The following is a 17360-nucleotide window of genomic DNA, read 5'->3' as shown; positions in this document are numbered from 1 at the left end:
ATTACTCAGACTTTACAAATGTCTTCTTGAATTCGTTGATCGCAGCGACCATTGCATCGTCTTCAGGAAGACCTTTTGTTGTGCGGATATGGTCTAACAGTTCTGTATGGTTGTGATCTAACCAGCTTAGGAATTCACCTTCGAAACGACGAATATCTGTTACTGGAATATCATCTAAATGACCTTTTGTTAATGAATAGAAGATCATAACTTGTTTTTCAACATTTAGTGGTTTGTTAAGATCCTGCTTCAGTACTTCAACAGTACGTGCTCCACGGTTCAGTTTCGCTTGTGTCGCTTTATCAAGATCTGATCCGAACTGAGCAAATGCTTCAAGCTCACGGTATGCCGCTAAGTCAAGACGCAGTGTACCGGAAACCTTCTTCATCGCTTTGATTTGTGCGGATCCACCAACACGTGATACGGAAAGACCTGCATTGATCGCCGGACGAACACCGGAGAAGAATAGGTCAGATTGTAAGAAAATCTGTCCGTCAGTGATGGAGATAACGTTTGTTGGAATATAAGCGGAGATATCTCCTGCTTGTGTTTCAACGAATGGTAATGCTGTGATGGAACCTCCACCTTTTGCATCACTTAATTTCGCTGCACGCTCAAGTAAACGAGAGTGTAAGTAGAATACGTCACCAGGGAATGCTTCACGGCCTGGAGGACGACGTAATAATAATGAAAGCTCACGGTAAGCAGATGCTTGCTTAGAAAGATCATCATATACAACAAGAACGTGCTTGCCGCTATGCATGAATTCTTCACCCATTGTGATACCAGCGTATGGTGCTAAGAATAGCATTGGAGCTGGTGAAGCAGCTGATGCCGTTACAACGATTGTGTAATCAAGGGCACCGTGCTTACGAAGCGTTTCAACTGCATTACGTACAGTTGATTCTTTTTGTCCGATCGCAACATAGATACAGATCATGTCTTGACCTTTTTGGTTTAGGATCGAATCGATCGCAACAGATGTTTTACCTGTTTGACGGTCTCCGATGATTAACTCACGTTGACCACGACCGATTGGAACTAGAGCGTCGATCGCTTTGATACCAGTTTGAAGTGGCTCGTGTACGGATTTACGATCCATAACACCAGGTGCTCCACCTTCAATTGGACGTGTTTTCGTTGTCGCAATTGGACCTAATCCATCAACTGGTTGTCCAAGTGAGTTTACAACACGACCTACTAATTCTTGTCCTACTGGAACTTCCATGATACGTCCAGTACGACGAACCTCATCGCCTTCACGAATGTCTTTAAATGGTCCGAGAATGATGATACCTACGTTGTTTTCCTCTAAGTTCTGCGCCATACCCATGACACCGTTAGAAAATTCAACAAGCTCTCCAGCCATGACATTGTCGAGGCCATGAGCACGAGCGATACCGTCACCGATTTGGATAACTGTACCTACATCGCTTACTTTCATCTCAGACTGATAGTTTTCAATTTGCTTTTTTATCAGCGCGCTGATTTCTTCCGCCTTGATGCTCATGAATTTCACCCCTCATTTATACGAAAGTTAACGAACAAGTTCACGCTCAAGACGATCCAACTTGCCAGCAAGTGTTCCGTCATAAATACGGTTGCCGATACGGACCTTAAGTCCGCCAAGTATGTTCTCGTCTATCACATTCTCAATTCTTAATGATTGTTTACCAATTTTCTTAGCAAAAGAAGCTGAGACTGCTGTCTTCTCATCTTCTGTTAAAGCACGTACGGAGTACACCTTTGCTTCTGCAATTCCTCTAGCTTCATTAGATAGCTCGATGAATGCATCGACAACGCCCACTACCTGATCTTCACGATGACGATCAGTCATAAGAAGCAATGTATTCAATACTGGTACTGAAACGCTTGAGAACGCTTCTTTCAACATGTCTTTCTTCTTATCCGTCGAAAACTTCGGATTTTCCAAAAGAATGCTTAATTCTTTATTTTGGATAAAAACGGATTTCACTGCACGAAGCTCTTGTTCAATCGCTTCTAATTGATTCTGTTCTTTGGCAATATCGAAAAGAGCTAACGCATAGCGTTTTGCGACTGTAGAGTAGCTCATCGCTCTTCTCCTGCCTCTTTAATATAATCGTTGATCAGCTTCTGTTGATCTTGAACAGAAAGTTCTTTTTCAATCACTTTCGATGCAATCAGAACAGATAGTGAAGCAACCTGCTCGCGTAATGCTGCCATCGCTTGTTCTTTCTGCGTCTCGATTTCACGTTTCGCAGATTCTTTCAAGCGCTCGGATTCCTGACGAGCGGCAATGATGATTTGTTCACGTTGCTCATCGCCCTGCTTCTTAGAGTTCTCGATCATCGCTTGCGCTTCTTGACGAGCCTCTTTTAAAAGTTGACGCTGTTCTTCTAAGCTCTTATTTGCTTCTAGACGGCTTTGTTCAGCCGCTTCTATTTCGCTTGCAATGTGATTCTCACGCTCTTGCATGATGCCCATCAAAGGACCCCAGGCAAACTTCTTCAGTAACGCAAGAAGGATAAGGAACATAGCAAGCTGGAATACGATATCTCCACCTGTAAAGCCGCCACCAGCTCCAAGGACAAATGCGTTTGTAAGCACGCGGTTTCACTCCCTTCAAGAGTCAATGCCTTCCATAAGAAAGCTGTACAATATCGGCAAATGCCGTATCATTCATAGTCAATTGTTCATAAGTACTAAACATAAAGGAATGGCGAAGGTTCTTATCGAATGATCTTCGCCATCTTGAACTTTAAACTGCTATTATTGACCCATTACGATGAATGCGATAACTACTGCGATGATAGGAATCGCCTCTACTAACGCAACCCCGATGAACATTGTAGTTTGAAGCATTCCACGAGCTTCCGGTTGACGAGCCATACCTTCTACCGTACGTGAAACAATAAGACCGTTACCAATACCTGCACCTAGTGCTGCTAAACCGATTGCAATTGCTGCTGCTAAAAGACCCATTCTGAATTTCCTCCTTTAAATGTATGAAAAAATGTTTTGAGTAGTTTTGTTCAATTTTGAACAGGGTATATATTAATGGTCTAGGCTGACTTTGTGAGCCATATAAACCATCGTTAACATAACAAAAATAAATGATTGGATTGCGCCGACAAAGATTGAGAAAGCTTGCCATACAATCGTTGGGATTATGGCACCCAGTAATCCGGCTGCTCCCATATGTGCCAGGCTTCCTACCAGTAGTGTAAGCAGGATTTCCCCGGCGTAGATGTTACCGTAAAGACGAAGACCAAGCGTTAGTGTGTTGGCAAATTCTTCAATGATCTTCAGCGGGAATAAGAACGACATAGGTCTGAAGAAGTCTTTACCGTATTCACCGAAGCCCTTCATCTTGATTGCATAATAATGTGTTAACACAACGACCATAACTGCCAGGGTCATAGTGATAACTGGATCCGCTGTTGGTGACTTCCACCATAATTCGTGGTCAATGACTACCGAGAACGGAAGTCCTAACATGTTTGAAACGAAAATGTACATGAGTAAAGTAAGTCCAAGGAGATGGAAACGACCACCTGTTTTCCAATCCATATTACTTTTCACGATATTCTTGACAAAGTCCATGACCCATTCCATAAAGTTTTGCACTCCTGTTGGTTTCATGGCCAGTCTACGAGTTGACAGAACGGCGATTAGGAAAACAACGGCACTCGCCACTGTGATCATCAGTACGTTCGCCAGGTTAAAAGTTAACCCTAGAAACTCGGCTGTAGGATTTTCATGATGCAATGAAATTCACCTCTCTTCCCCGCTATTTATGAGCTAAAAGCTGCTGAATAAAATAATCTATCATAATGACAAGGTAAATTGTCATTAATCCCATAATGACGCTCAGGAGATGAAAGTGCTCAGGGTATTCCGTTGCAATAATGACTGCAAAGGCCGCACCTGCCATCCTTGAGAAGGTTCCTAAAGATCGAACCTTTTGACCAGATTCTACTGCATCACCGAATCGCACGGTTCTCCTCATGATCAGCCAGTGACTAAACAGACTGATGCCTGTCCCCAAAAAAAGCCCAAGGAAAATAGACTGATAGGAAGTAAAACCCCAACCGAGGACGTAAAGGGAAAGGAGGAAAAATATGTACTTACGATGCCTGTTAAACAATTGCTGAAGTTCTGGCATACATTAATCTCCCGAATTGAAATGTTGGACTGTACGGAGCATGGTGTAGATTCCTGTTGCGAGCCCAAGGAGTAGTCCAATAATTAAGAAAAGTGGTGTGGTGCTCCATATTCCATCTAACCATCTCCCGCCGAAGATTCCTATTAAGATAGAACCAACAAGCTGGGAAAGAATAGCAGAATACAAGACCATCGATTGATAAGGGCGTCGATCATTTTGACGCATTTTTTTCATCTCCACACATGTGATTTAGTGGAAAATCGTTCACACTGTACAAATGATGAAAAACCGTTTCCATACGGGTTCAACCCTTGTGAAAACCTTATCATTTGATACCCTTTGTAAGCATACAATAGGGTATTATCTATGTCAATGAGTTCAAGTTAAAAAGTTCACAACCTATCCACGCGTTTCCAAATTGTTCACATTTTTAACACATTTACAGAAAAGCGGAGGCGGGTTGGTCAGGCCCGACAAGCACAACTGGAAAATCCCTAAAGGCGCTCTTTGCCTTTTGGGATTTTTCAGTTGTGACCTCGAGGGATTACCCGCCGGAGCTGAACATACAGAAAAGCGGAGGCGACTGTGGTCTCGCTCATGTATAGATTCTACCTTCACATGCCCCTCCATTATATAGAAAATTCTTTTTATGAGTAACCCTTGAATTTAATGTAAATACTTCCAACTAAATAACAGTAGGAATTATGTCGTTATATAAATAGAAAAGCCGGGTTATCAATTATAGATACTCCGGCTTTCCTGTCTTATTTCAAATTATTTCGTACCGTACAAACGATCTCCAGCATCCCCTAAACCAGGAACGATGTATCCTTTTTCATTCAGCTTCTCATCAAGAGCCGCGATGAAGATGTCAACGTCAGGGTGCGCTTCCTTGATTGCGTCTACCCCTTCAGGACAAGCAACGAGACACATGAACTTGATGCTTACCGCACCACGCTTCTTTAATGAGTTGATGGCTTCAACGGCAGATCCTCCTGTTGCAAGCATTGGATCGACCAGGATGAAGTCACGCTCTTCCACATCACTTGGAAGCTTTACGTAATATTCAATCGGTTTAAGAGTCTCCGGGTCACGATATAAACCAACATGTCCTACTTTTGCAGCCGGAATCAGCTTAAGAATTCCGTCGACCATCCCTAACCCTGCTCGCAGAATAGGAACAATCCCTAATTTTTTACCTGCAAGAGTCTTGGCCTTGGCGTTGCTTACTGGTGTTTCCACATCAATATCCTCTAACGGTAAATCACGTGTGATTTCAAACGCCATCAATGTCGCTACTTCATCAACAAGCTCACGAAATTCCTTCGTACCTGTTTCTTTATCACGAATAAACGTTAATTTGTGTTGAATTAACGGATGATCAAATACATATACTTTGCCCATTCGACTCTCTCCTTTAAATTCGATTTTATGTAAAAATAGTTTGTCTACTTCCTTTACACCTCAGACTATTGTACATAAAAGACAATTTAAGAGCAACATGAGATGGGAAGTGTAATGGAATCGTTAGAATTGAGATGATGGGTGTGGGCTGGAGCGAATCCGGTTTGGTTCTGGTTAATTTTGTTAATTGGTTGGATTAATGCCTGAATCGGCTGGATTTTCTTGAAAAGCCTCTGGATTCTCTGAAAAAACGGCCGGATTATTACATATTTAGGCTGGATTCTACCCAAAATCGCTTTATAGCCGACAACTATAAGTTTGAAAATCTACTTCCCTACTAATTTCCCATCAAAAAAACCCCTCCACCAGGGAGGTCCGTCCCTGGCGGAGAGGTCATCTATTATTTTTCCGGATATAATTCAAATTTGCTCGTCAGGTCGATGACACGTTTGCGTGCTTCTTCCAGTTTCGCCTCGTCTTCATGGTTCTTAAGTGTCAATGCCATGATGGAAGCAATTTCGTCCATGTCCTCGAGTCCAAAGCCTCTGGATGTAACGGCTGCCGTTCCGATACGGACACCGCTTGTAACGAATGGGCTTTCAGGATCGAATGGAATCGTGTTTTTATTAACGGTAATACCGATTTCATCAAGCACTTTCTCTGCGATTTTACCAGTCAGTCCTAGTGAACGCAGGTCGATCAGTAATAGATGGTTATCAGATCCGCCTGATACAAGATTGATTCCTTCTTTTACAAGACCTTCACCTAAACGGTTCGCATTGTCGATGATGTTCTGCGCATAGTCTTTGAAAGAATCCTGCAGCGCTTCACCGAAAGCAACAGCTTTAGCTGAGATCACGTGCATAAGCGGGCCACCTTGAATTCCAGGGAAAATAGACTTGTCTATTTTCTTTGCAAATTCTTCTCTGCATAGGATCATACCGCCACGAGGTCCGCGCAATGTTTTATGAGTCGTTGTTGTCACGAAGTCTGCATAAGGAACCGGGTTCTGATGAAGACCGGCTGCTACAAGACCAGCGATGTGAGCCATATCAACCATGAGGTAGGCCCCCACTTCGTCTGCGATTTCACGGAATTTCGCGAAATCGATCGCTCTTGGGTATGCACTTGCTCCGGCTACGATCAGCTTCGGCTTGTGCTCTAACGCTTTTTGTCTAACATCTTCATAATTGATCAGGTGCTTCTCTTCGTCCACACCGTACTCTACGAAGTTATATTGAATTCCACTGAAGTTGACGGCACTTCCGTGAGTCAGATGTCCACCATGAGATAAGTTCATTCCAAGAACCGTATCACCTTGTTCGAGGATCGTGAAGTAGACTGCCATATTGGCTTGTGCTCCTGAGTGAGGCTGAACGTTTACATGTTCTGCTCCAAATAGTTCCTTCGCACGATCGCGAGCCAAATTCTCGGCTACGTCCACATGCTCACAGCCACCATAATAGCGACGACCTGGGTACCCTTCTGCATACTTGTTTGTCAGAACGGAGCCTTGTGCTTCCATAACCGCTTCACTGACAAAGTTTTCAGATGCAATTAACTCGATTTTTGTTCGTTGACGCTCTAATTCATCTTGAATCGCTGCATAAATTTCCGGATCTTGCTTGGCAATCTTACTCATACATATCCCCCTTTAATTCATAGGCACAACTGCTCTAGGTGCCTCATTGATTCATTCACTCTCATTCTAACACGATTCCGCAAAACGCGAAATAAAAACCTCTAGTCAAAACGTAATGTTCGTGTTTAGAGCGTATTGAGAGGGACGGACCTCGTGTGATTTTATTCACAAACACCTCCACCGCTCTCCTACACACTCCCAAAAGTAGCATTATGACTAACCTTGTCGAATGAAGATGCACATGTGCCGTTATTTTATTAAGTTCTATATATTTCCCTCACTCACCTTTAACATAATCATATTCTCCATGTCTTCCTTTATAGTTCGGGATTTATACCTTGATATAAGATAACACCGAAATAAAGGTCCGTCCCTCAAATCAGAGGGACGGACCTTTTAGTAGAGAATATTATTCGTATACGGCTCTGATTCCCCCGATGAGTTTTGGTCTGGTCTTGGCCAGTGTGACGTGGGCTTCACCGAGGCTTTTTTGTGATACCCGGACCGGGACGGCTACGTGTTTCAGATGCATGCCGATGAAGGTATCCCCGATGTCGATGCCGGCGTCGCCTTTAATATGCTCGACCATGACGGGATCTTCAAAGGAATGGTACGCTTGGGTCGCCATCGCTCCTCCTGCTTTTCGCACAGGAATGACTGTGACTTCATCCAAGCCTTTTCTTTCAGCCACATCTCTTTCCAAAACGATGGCACGATTTAAGTGCTCGCAGCATTGAAAAGCAAGCGATACACCTATTGAATCCGACCATCCTTTTAACTCATCAAAAATCATTTCCGCTACTTCAATGGTTCCTGATGTTCCGATCCGCTCCCCCATCACTTCTGATGTTGAACAGCCTACAACAAACACTTGTCCTTTTTTCATTGGAACCTGTTTGCTGAAATCTTGCAGGATCGTTTGCAGTTCTTCCTTCATTTGAGCGATTTCCATGAAATCCACTCCCTATTGTTTGTCTTCGTATGCCGTGATTTTCCCTACACGGTTCGCATGACGGCCACCTTCAAATTCTGTTACCAGCCACGTTTGGGCGATTTCACGCGCTAGCCCAGGTCCAATCACACGTTCACCCATGGCTAACATATTGCTGTCATTATGCTCACGCGTTGCTTTCGCACTGAACACATCATGTACAAGGGCGCAACGGATTCCCTTGACCTTATTAGCTGAAATGCTCATCCCGATGCCCGTTCCACAAATCAGGATTCCACGATCGAATTCACCGCTGGCTACTTTCTCCGCAACAGGCACTGCATAGTCCGGATAGTCAACGGACGTTCCACACTCACAACCGAAATCCTCATATTCCAGCCCCAGATCTTCCAGTAGTGATTTTATTTCTTCCCTGATATTTACCCCGCCGTGATCGGATGCAATTGCAATCTTCATAATTAATCCCACTCCCTATAGCCTTTGATACGTATTATTTTGCCACACACTCGTGATTATATAAAGTTTTTCGGATTGTTTTTGAGAGAATGAGTCGAAAGCCAGACAACTACAAAAAAACGGACATGAGGTCCGTCCCTCATGTCCGTCTTTTTTATAGATGAAAACGCGTAATCGTACCCTTCAATGATTCTGCCTGCTCTTTCAGATTCAACGCAAGCTTCTCTACATCACCCATCACAGCCGCTTGTTCTTTTGTGGAGGCTGACACTTCCACCGCCCCCGCGGAGGTTTCTTCTGCGATGGCGGCAACTTCCTGTGATTGCTGGGAAGTCAATTGGATGCTGTTCATTTGCTGATCTACAAGAACGGATATATTTTGAACCGCATCAGCTACTTCATGGATCGTTTTCGTCATCGTTTCGATCATCTCATTGGTCTGAGTTCCTTTTTTTACTTCAGAATTTGCAGAGTCAACTTGAGTCGTGATTTGTCCAACTACATTTCCAACCTCGGTTTGAATGTTCTTGATGAGATCCGAAATTCCCTGGACTGCCTTGCCGCTTTCATCTGCCAGTTTGCGGACTTCCTCTGCTACAACTGCAAACCCCTTACCGTGCTCTCCTGCACGTGCTGCTTCAATGGAAGCATTTAAAGCGAGAAGATTGGTTTGGTTCGCGATATCACCGACCAATTGAATGATCTGTTCCACTTTTTTCGCATTGTCTTCCAATCGGCGAACAGCGTCTAAGGAATCTTCATTTCCCCTTGCAAGTCGACTGATTCCTTCTACGAGGGAATGAATGACTTCCTTGCTTCCTTGGAGCTCCGTCACCATATGCTTGGACATTTGTTCTGATGATTTGGAGTGATTCTGTACTTCCTGTGCGATCCGGATCACGTCCTCAACAGATTCAGCCGTCGTTTGAATCGCCATCGCCGAACTTTCGGCACCTGCTGAAATTTCGCTGATCGTTTTGGAAATGGAATCCGCTTGAATGGAAGCTGATTCCGATGCTTTCGACAGCTCGATGACATTGGAATTTGTCTTGGTGAAGTTTTCGTCGATACTCGACACCATGTCTCTTAAATTATGCAGCATGCGATTGAAGGCCAATGCGAGTGAGCGGATTTCATCATCCGACTTAGGTACCTCCACTTCTACGGCAATGTCCCCTTCAGCCGCTTTTAACGCAGCCTGTTCCAAACGCTGAAGTGGTTTGACGATGAATCCGGCTGCAAAAAAGGCAAGCACACCTGACCAGAACACACCCATCCCAAGCGTCATGCTCGTAAATAAAAATTCGTTCATTTCAGGTGCAAAAGTAGGTTTGATAAAATAAATAAAAAGTGCACTTGTGGAATACGTCACCATCGCAAGAAGCGTGATAAAGAAGACCAATTTCTTTCTAAGACCCGATTTGTAGCTTCTCTCTTTCCCCATTCTTTCTCTCTCCCTGTCTCAACCCAGCTTTTTAATTAACTCCTCAATCAATGAATCCAGCTCTCTGTATGTATGTCTATAGATGTCCACACTTCCCCCGTAAGGATCCGATACATCCAAATCTGCAGGATCTTCAAGGACAAACTCTTTCAATGTGAAAATTTTGTCCGCCACATGTGGATACTGATCCACAATTGCCCGCTTATGATTCGAAGTCATCGTGAAAATATAGGAAGCCCAATCCAGATTCTCTTTTGAGAGCGAACTCGATTGGTGTCTATGTATTATATCGTTCTCTTTCAGCACTTCTTTAGTCTGAAATGAAGCATCATTTCCGTCCATGGCAAAAACACCTGCAGATTTCACATCAAACCTCTCTGCACCCTTATGCTTCAAAACTGCCTCTGCCATAGGACTTCGGCACGTATTTCCCGTACAAACAAATAAAATTTTCATCACGTCATCCTCCTTACAACCTATTATAAAATATTTTCCAATCGACCCATAGTCCATTCATAAAGAATACAAAAGAAAAGTGGAGGCGGCCAAAACGGTGCTCTTTGCCTTTTTGGTCGGCTTGACTTATGACCTCGAGCCTCAAAGCCCTGGAGCTGGACACAAAAAAAAGCCCACCCAAGAGGGACGGACTTCCTCAATTAAATCGCAACCTTCCAGCCCACCACCTTATTTCACAACGGCAGAAGCAGCTTAATCCCAAATGCAAACAAAATACTTCCCCCAAGGGCTTCGCTATACGTCCCGAGCACCCCTTGAAATTTACGACCTATGAATAAACCAGCCCAGGTCAACACCGTCGCCGCTATTCCAAAACAGAAGATGGCAACAGCTGTCCTGGCACCGAATATCCCCAGGGTCAAGCCAACAGAAAAGCTATCCAGGCTTACACTCAAAGCAAAGAGCACTAAACCAAATCCTACCGGGGAAATGAGCGTCGTCTCATCTTCTTTGAAGCTGGACATGAACATTTGTATTCCTAATACAATCAAAAGGAGCCCGCCGGCATACCCTGCAAAGGCACCGAATGTTTCTGATAAGAATTTCCCCGTCATCATCCCTAAGAGGGGCATCCAGACATGAAAGATTCCTACAACCAATCCTATATAGAAGATTTGCTTTAATCTCAGCTGAAACATACCCATCCCGATTCCGATCGAAAAGGCATCCATCCCAAGAGCAAATGCCATTAACATCAAGGTAATCAGTTCACCAATTATCGTTGTCATTTTTGTTTTTCCCCCTCCGGACATGCCTACAGAACAAATTTATGCACGTCCAAAGGGAAATAGAATGGTAAATGATTTTGAAAATTGGGCATTATTGTAAAGCGTTGCATTCAAACAAAAAAACCTACAGTTCTTTCAAACCGTAGGGGTAACGATTATCCTTTTATCACCCGATATCCGGCAGCTTTCTGAAGCCGGTTCATAATCGCCAGTCCGACTCCTTCTTCGGGAAACATTTCGGCAAAAATTATATCTACGTCGCTTTTATTAAAAGCACGCAGCGAATCGTAGAGATTTCGAGCGACTGTTGTCAGGTCCTCTCTTCGTCCAACCGAGAGAATGACGTCTGCACGGAAGTCATCCATGAATTCTTCCGTTGTTAACACACCTACTTTGAGACCTTCTGCTTTTTTGTTATCCACTAATTTCTGAAGATCTGCCCTCGTACCATCCACTAAATACACAGGAGCATCAGGTGCGTAGTGCGTATATTTCATGCCCGGGGATTTCGGAGCCCCCTTTCCCTCTTTTAAAGAAGGATCCACATCCACTCTACCGAGTACTTCTTCCAGCTGTTCGATCGAGACACCTCCGGGACGCAAAACCATCGGGCTTGGTCCGGTGCAATCCACTACCGTCGATTCCACACCGATACCCGTTTCGCCTCCGTCGACGACTCCCGCAATCCGGTCCTTCAGATCATCGATGACATGCTGAGCGGTTGTCGGACTTGGTTTTCCCGAGCGGTTGGCACTTGGGGCCGCAATCGGGAGCCCTGACGCTTCAATGATTGCCAGGGCTACTGGGTGATCAGGCATCCGGATCCCTACGGTAGGTAATCCCGCTGTTACTTTTTCAGAAAGTACGTTTTCCTTATTTTCCAAAATAATCGTTAATGGACCCGGCCAGAAAGCATCGATGAGTTTCGCTGCATCATCAGAAACCTCCTCCACCAGTTCATCCAGCTGATCTATATTTGATATGTGGACAATCAGTGGATTATCCGAAGGTCTTCCTTTCGCTTTGAAGATTTTCTCTACAGCCGTATCCGATTTCGCATTGGCACCCAGACCATAAACCGTCTCTGTCGGGAATGCCACCACTTCATTCTGTTGAAGAACCTTCGCTGCATCCACAATTTGTGGATAACTTTCATTGTTATCCACATCTCTTTCCACAATCCAATGTTTCATCATTTCCGTCATCCACCTTCTATTATCAACACTCATATCTGTGTATAGATACAGAATTAACAAGCGTTCAACTACTTTACTCTTTTGAAAGTATAAAAGAAACCCCACAAATTCTCAAGTATTGTCCACAAAACGTGAAACATACTCTCCAGACTGTGGATAAACCTGTGGATGGTGTGAATAATTCTGAAAAAAGAGATATTTACGTTATTAATCGGGACTTCACGCATTTTGTCGAATTTTCCACATAAAAAAACTGAATCATTTCTAAATAAAAATGATTCAGTCTACTAGCAGACTGCTATGGCAAACTAATTTCTTCTAGGTGGAATTTGTCGAAATCCTATAGGTCAAGCCTCATCGTAATACAGTTATCCACAGTGGATAACTTTTGCGCATGAACAAACTTCTGCAACTCATCCACAAAAGGCTCCTTTTCCTGTTGAAAACCCAGCAGGTCAAAGAAGTTCAGCGACGCTTTTCGATTGGAGATCAAGTAAAGACGCGTAAGTTCTTTTTCTTGTGCCAACTTTAATATTTCTTGAAATAGAGCAAACAATTCTTCACTTTCAAATGATGAAGTCACAACGAGGGAGCGAAGAAGTCCAATCTTCTCTTGAACCTCAATACCGAGAGTCCCAATTAACTGGTTGTCCGAGTCTTCTACTACTAAAAAGCAATCAATACTATTTTTAATGCCTTCTGTGCTTAATCCTGCTTTCATTAAGAAGGCTACAACTTCATGGATATCTTCCTGTGTTGCTTGGCGAATCACTTTTAACATCACATTTCATCCTCCCTTTTCTATCATCCCCTAATGTTAATGTATGAGGGGAAAAAGAGAATAGAACAAGTTGTTGTGAAAAAATACTAGAACGATAGATTTCCTTCAAACATAAAAAGAGCTCCATCTCAGGTAGATGAAGCTCTACATTTTACTTATTGAATAATCCTTTGAAAAAATCGACTACAAAGAATCGAACCTCTACTTCTTCCTCATCTCCTTCTTCAACAAAGACTGGCTGTTCTTGTGCTTTCGCCGTTTCTATCTCTTCAGTTACAGGAAGTTCTTCTTTCTGATGCTCTTCAACTACTACTGCCTCTTCCGTCGTTGCCGCTTCCACTGTTTCCATCTCGACCTCTTTAAAGGCAATAACATCTTCCATAACGATTTCAGGAGTTTGGGTATCTACTGATTTAGTACTTGAATCCACTTCTGACGTTTCACCAACTACATCTTCCGGATCCACTTCAGTAATCTCATTCCCACTTGCTTCCACTTTCGTTTCAAACCCAGGACTTCTTACTGCATTTCCAGTCGAGAAATCAAGGAAGCATAAAGGAGGATAAAGAACACACCACCAGTTCGCCCCTTCTCCTGCACCGAGAGTGATCAACACCGCTTCGTATTCGCCTGCCGGGTATAAATACTGACCATATAATTTAGTAGGAAACTCAACTTTTCCGAAATCTATTTTCACCGATTGATCCAAGCCCTGCTCAGCAATAACCTCTTCTGCAATCTTCTGAAGCTGCGGCAAGCCTGCTTGAATCACTGATTTCGCTTCATCCTGTGATGTAAGAGTCGCTACCCAATTCGTAATCTCTTTATTTACTTCATCACGAACGAGTCTCTTCACATTTTGATCCTGCTCCAGATCACTATTTGCCAGGATCCGCAGTCGAATCGCTTCTTCCGGAATCACCATCGTCTCCTGAGCCGCCATTTCCTGCTTCGGTATATATAAACTTAGAATCGTTCCTAATGATAGAATCAAGATATACAATAAAACCGTATGTTTTGTTTTCATTTCCTCTCCCCCTCAGTAAAACAGTCTAGTCAAAAAGGGGAAATCTTAAACTAGTAAAATAACATTTTTGTTTGGAAAATCTGCTGAATTTCAATTTTAAAAATATAGTTACTTTTAAAAAAGCGAGTGCTAGTTGATTTCCGCTCCAGGTGCTCGCTTTCCGCGGGGCTGGCGGTGAGCCTCCTCGGCTGCGCCTCCGGGGTCTCACCTGTCCAGCTTTTCCCGCAGGAGTCGAGCACCTTCCGCTCCAATCAACTTTCTTAGAATCTATCTTTCACAGAGATAAATAATGAGAACAACTTTTTATATTCTACCTACCTTACAATTTCTGAATTAATCCCACAATAGTCTCTTTTCCACAAAAAACACCCCCGATCACACGAATCGAGGGTCAACATCCTTATTTTCTCTCACAAAACACCATTCGATCTTTCCCGTTGATATCATGAACGACTTCCACTACTGCATCAGGAAATGTATCCCGTAGTAAGTCAGCCACCGTCTCGCCCTGTCCGACTCCGACTTCGAAACCGATCAAACATTTTTCCTTCATCACCAATGGCAGTTCATCCATTAATCTCTTGTATAAATCATAACCATCTTCCCCGCCAAACAAAGCGAGTTCAGGCTCATGCTCGATGACTACATCTGATAGCGTTTCACGATCTGTCAGGGGAATATATGGGGGATTCGATAAGAGGATATCGAGCTTGACTCCTTCTTCAATTAAAGGCTGCAGTAAGTCCCCTTCAAAAAAACGAATCTCAGCTCCGAGTCTCTCTCTATTTTCACGGGCAACTGCCAACGCTTCACGAGAAATATCCACAGCCATCATATCAAGAGGGAAACGATCCGCCTCAAGCTTCAACGTAATCGCAATCGCCCCACTACCCGTTCCAACATCAGCAGCCTGCAAAGAAGTGTCCGAATCACTAAACAGACCCTTCATTTTCTGCAAGCCATAATAAATCAGTTCTTCCGTTTCAGGTCTCGGAATCAGCACATGCTCATTCACCACAAACTCCCGACCATAAAACTCCTCAACCCCGATAATATGCTGAATCGGCACTCCACCAACATGCCGGCGAATCCCCTCCTGGAATTCTTCCCAATTCTCCCCCGGGACGGACCTTCGCTGTTCAGCCAATAACTGGGCACGGGACATCCCTACTAAGTGCCGCAAATAGATTTCTCCCACATTTTCATCACGGCCATTTTCGACTAAAAAAGAAGAAGCCCATTTTAGGGCTTCAAATATGGTAACAGACGTCACTATTCTTCCAGTCTCTCAAGAAGTTTGGATTGATCCTCGATGATTAACGCATCGATGACTTCATCCATCTTTCCTTCAAGAATTTGGTCAAGCTTTTGAATCGTCAATCCGATACGATGATCCGTTACGCGGTTTTGTGGGAAATTGTACGTACGGATACGTTCGGAACGGTCACCTGTACCAACGGCTGATTTACGGTTTGCATCGTATTCAGCTTGAACTTCACGTTGGAATTTATCGTAAACGCGGGCACGCAATACTTTCATTGCTTTCTCTTTGTTCTTGATTTGTGACTTTTCATCCTGACATGACACGACTACTCCTGTCGGCATGTGAGTCAGACGGACAGCAGACATGGTTGTATTAACACTTTGTCCTCCCGGGCCACTGGATGCGAAGGTATCGACACGGATATCTTTGTCGTGAATATCCACTTCGACTTCTTCCGCTTCCGGCAGGCAGGCAACTGTTGCGGTCGACGTATGGATACGTCCGCCGGATTCTGTTTCAGGTACACGTTGCACACGGTGTGCCCCGTTTTCGTATTTCATTTTGGAGAATGCGCCATTTCCGTTGATCATAAAGATGATCTCTTTATATCCACCAACGCCAGTCGAGTTCGCTTCCATTACTTCAGTCTTCCAACCTTGTGATTCTGCATAGCGGCTGTACATACGGTATAAGTCACCGGCAAACAGGGCTGCTTCATCTCCACCTGCAGCACCACGAACCTCCATGATTACGTTCTTATCATCGTTCGGATCTTTAGGGATCAATAATATTTTCAGACGGGCTTCCAATGCTTCAATTTGTTCTTCAAGCTCGGAAACTTCTTCTTTCACCATTTCACGCATATCAGCATCAAGCTTATCATCCAGCATCGCCTTAGCGTCTTTATACTGCCCAGTAAGTTCTTTATATTCTCGATATGCTTCTACCGTTGCTTGGATGTCTGATTGCTCTTTCGAATAATCTCTTAGCTTCTTTGGGTCATTCACAATTTCTGGATCACTCAATAGTTCATTTAACTTATCATAGCGATCTTCCACTGCTTGTAAACGATCGAACACAGCTATTCACCTCAATTTTAGTCCATAACAGTCTAATTATATTATATGGAGTATGTAAACACAAGGAGGATCAGGAATGGGCAGAAGGCATAAACGGGTGGATTTTATGTAGATGGCAAGCAGATCAGCATCCAGACCCGCTTGCACTTTTTTATCTTTCGGTGATTTTCACATTTATATCGTACTTTGGAATGGCTTTTTCCAGTCTCTCTTTTAACATCGCTTCTTCTTTATCCGTCTCAGCCATACTCATTTCATTTTGGGTATGGGCCGTGACCCACATTTGTTCGCCATTGATCCAGACTTCATCTGGTTCGAAGTTGGAATACTCCTTCACAACCTCACGCGCTTTATCTTCATACACACCCGTCGTTGTCGATGTTGTGCCTGGTGAGTTCGTCAGGTTAGGGAAGTTCGGGTTTTCATTTGTCGTATTTCGGACGCTTCTATCTTGACGATCATTCATATCATCTTTTCGATTATCAATGAACCGTGTTCCATTTTGATCCTCGTGCATACCGAATTCCGATTCCTGATTCACTCCACACGCGGTGATTAAAATGAAGAATACGGTAAAGGATAAAACTAATACTAACTTTTTCATACTTTCACACCTCCTGCTTTTAGGATTTCCCACAGGAAAGTGCTTATTCATACAAAAGTCCAGGGGGTAATATAACTCGGCAAATGACCATAACCAGAAATAAAAAAAAGCCCCAAACAT

General features: G+C 43.6%; 20 protein-coding genes. All 20 read right to left on the bottom strand.

Annotated elements, in window-relative coordinates; translation table 11 throughout:
• Position 1: 1 nt before the first annotated feature.
• A complete protein-coding gene (atpA, locus tag FZC88_RS21250) occupies positions 2 to 1510 on the bottom strand; it encodes a F0F1 ATP synthase subunit alpha (RefSeq protein WP_148996344.1) in 1509 nt (502 codons plus the stop codon).
• 27 nt (positions 1511 to 1537) lie between these two features.
• Positions 1538 to 2074 (bottom strand): F0F1 ATP synthase subunit delta, encoded by a 537-nt coding sequence (locus tag FZC88_RS21245; RefSeq protein ID WP_148996343.1) that lies wholly within the window; start codon positions 2072 to 2074, stop codon positions 1538 to 1540.
• Positions 2071 to 2589: a F0F1 ATP synthase subunit B gene (locus FZC88_RS21240; protein WP_148996342.1), complete on the bottom strand. Its 519-nt coding sequence runs from the start codon at positions 2587 to 2589 to the stop codon at positions 2071 to 2073. Before FZC88_RS21240 ends, FZC88_RS21245 begins: the two co-directional genes overlap by 4 nt.
• Positions 2590 to 2751: 162 nt before the next feature.
• Entirely contained in the window at positions 2752 to 2964 is a 213-nt protein-coding gene (gene atpE / locus FZC88_RS21235; RefSeq protein ID WP_044339990.1) for a F0F1 ATP synthase subunit C, read from the bottom strand.
• Positions 2965 to 3036: 72 nt separating this feature from the next.
• A complete protein-coding gene (atpB, locus tag FZC88_RS21230; protein ID WP_148996341.1) occupies positions 3037 to 3750 on the bottom strand; it encodes a F0F1 ATP synthase subunit A in 714 nt (237 codons plus the stop codon).
• Positions 3751 to 3772: 22 nt separating this feature from the next.
• Positions 3773 to 4147, bottom strand: coding sequence for an ATP synthase subunit I (locus tag FZC88_RS21225; RefSeq protein WP_148996340.1), 375 nt, complete (start codon positions 4145 to 4147; stop codon positions 3773 to 3775).
• A 3-nt stretch (positions 4148 to 4150) separates the two neighbouring features.
• On the bottom strand, positions 4151 to 4372 hold the full coding sequence (locus FZC88_RS21220; RefSeq protein WP_113969237.1) for an AtpZ/AtpI family protein: 222 nt from the start codon (positions 4370 to 4372) through the stop codon (positions 4151 to 4153).
• A gap of 549 nt (positions 4373 to 4921) precedes the next feature.
• Positions 4922 to 5551 (bottom strand): uracil phosphoribosyltransferase, encoded by a 630-nt coding sequence (gene upp, locus FZC88_RS21215; RefSeq protein WP_034765147.1) that lies wholly within the window; start codon positions 5549 to 5551, stop codon positions 4922 to 4924.
• A gap of 400 nt (positions 5552 to 5951) precedes the next feature.
• Positions 5952 to 7193: a serine hydroxymethyltransferase gene (locus FZC88_RS21210; protein ID WP_148996339.1), complete on the bottom strand. Its 1242-nt coding sequence runs from the start codon at positions 7191 to 7193 to the stop codon at positions 5952 to 5954.
• A gap of 409 nt (positions 7194 to 7602) precedes the next feature.
• Positions 7603 to 8145 carry a TIGR01440 family protein gene (locus tag FZC88_RS21205; protein WP_148996338.1) on the bottom strand — a complete coding sequence of 181 codons (543 nt, stop codon included), beginning with the start codon at positions 8143 to 8145 and terminating at the stop codon, positions 7603 to 7605.
• A 12-nt stretch (positions 8146 to 8157) separates the two neighbouring features.
• A complete protein-coding gene (gene rpiB / locus FZC88_RS21200) occupies positions 8158 to 8601 on the bottom strand; it encodes a ribose 5-phosphate isomerase B (protein ID WP_148971193.1) in 444 nt (147 codons plus the stop codon).
• A 154-nt stretch (positions 8602 to 8755) separates the two neighbouring features.
• The gene (locus FZC88_RS21195) at positions 8756 to 10045 is read right to left on the bottom strand and encodes a methyl-accepting chemotaxis protein (protein WP_148996337.1); all 1290 of its coding nucleotides are present in this window, start codon (positions 10043 to 10045) and stop codon (positions 8756 to 8758) included.
• A gap of 18 nt (positions 10046 to 10063) precedes the next feature.
• Positions 10064 to 10501 (bottom strand): low molecular weight protein arginine phosphatase, encoded by a 438-nt coding sequence (locus FZC88_RS21190; protein WP_148996336.1) that lies wholly within the window; start codon positions 10499 to 10501, stop codon positions 10064 to 10066.
• A 233-nt stretch (positions 10502 to 10734) separates the two neighbouring features.
• Entirely contained in the window at positions 10735 to 11289 is a 555-nt protein-coding gene (locus FZC88_RS21185; RefSeq protein ID WP_148996335.1) for a manganese efflux pump MntP, read from the bottom strand.
• 155 nt (positions 11290 to 11444) lie between these two features.
• Positions 11445 to 12485 (bottom strand): L-threonylcarbamoyladenylate synthase, encoded by a 1041-nt coding sequence (locus FZC88_RS21180; RefSeq protein ID WP_397541209.1) that lies wholly within the window; start codon positions 12483 to 12485, stop codon positions 11445 to 11447.
• A 340-nt stretch (positions 12486 to 12825) separates the two neighbouring features.
• Positions 12826 to 13266: a GNAT family N-acetyltransferase gene (locus FZC88_RS21175; RefSeq protein WP_187443715.1), complete on the bottom strand. Its 441-nt coding sequence runs from the start codon at positions 13264 to 13266 to the stop codon at positions 12826 to 12828.
• 151 nt (positions 13267 to 13417) lie between these two features.
• Positions 13418 to 14293, bottom strand: a complete 876-nt coding sequence (gene spoIIR / locus FZC88_RS21170; RefSeq protein WP_148996334.1) for a stage II sporulation protein R — start codon at positions 14291 to 14293, stop codon at positions 13418 to 13420.
• A 400-nt stretch (positions 14294 to 14693) separates the two neighbouring features.
• Positions 14694 to 15566 (bottom strand): peptide chain release factor N(5)-glutamine methyltransferase, encoded by an 873-nt coding sequence (gene prmC / locus FZC88_RS21165; RefSeq protein ID WP_148996333.1) that lies wholly within the window; start codon positions 15564 to 15566, stop codon positions 14694 to 14696.
• The gene (prfA, locus tag FZC88_RS21160) at positions 15566 to 16636 is read right to left on the bottom strand and encodes a peptide chain release factor 1 (RefSeq protein ID WP_148996332.1); all 1071 of its coding nucleotides are present in this window, start codon (positions 16634 to 16636) and stop codon (positions 15566 to 15568) included. The genes prmC and prfA overlap by 1 nt, the downstream gene beginning before the upstream one ends.
• Before the next feature lie 151 nt (positions 16637 to 16787).
• A complete protein-coding gene (locus FZC88_RS21155) occupies positions 16788 to 17240 on the bottom strand; it encodes a hypothetical protein (protein WP_148996331.1) in 453 nt (150 codons plus the stop codon).
• Between the last annotated feature and the right edge of the window lie 120 nt (positions 17241 to 17360).

The organism is Rossellomorea aquimaris (genome assembly GCF_008180865.1).
In the GTDB taxonomy this organism is placed as follows: Bacteria; Bacillota; Bacilli; order Bacillales; family Bacillaceae_B; genus Rossellomorea; species Rossellomorea yichunensis.
Note: the sequence above shows the minus strand (reverse complement) of the source record. Positions and strands in the feature narration are given on the sequence as shown.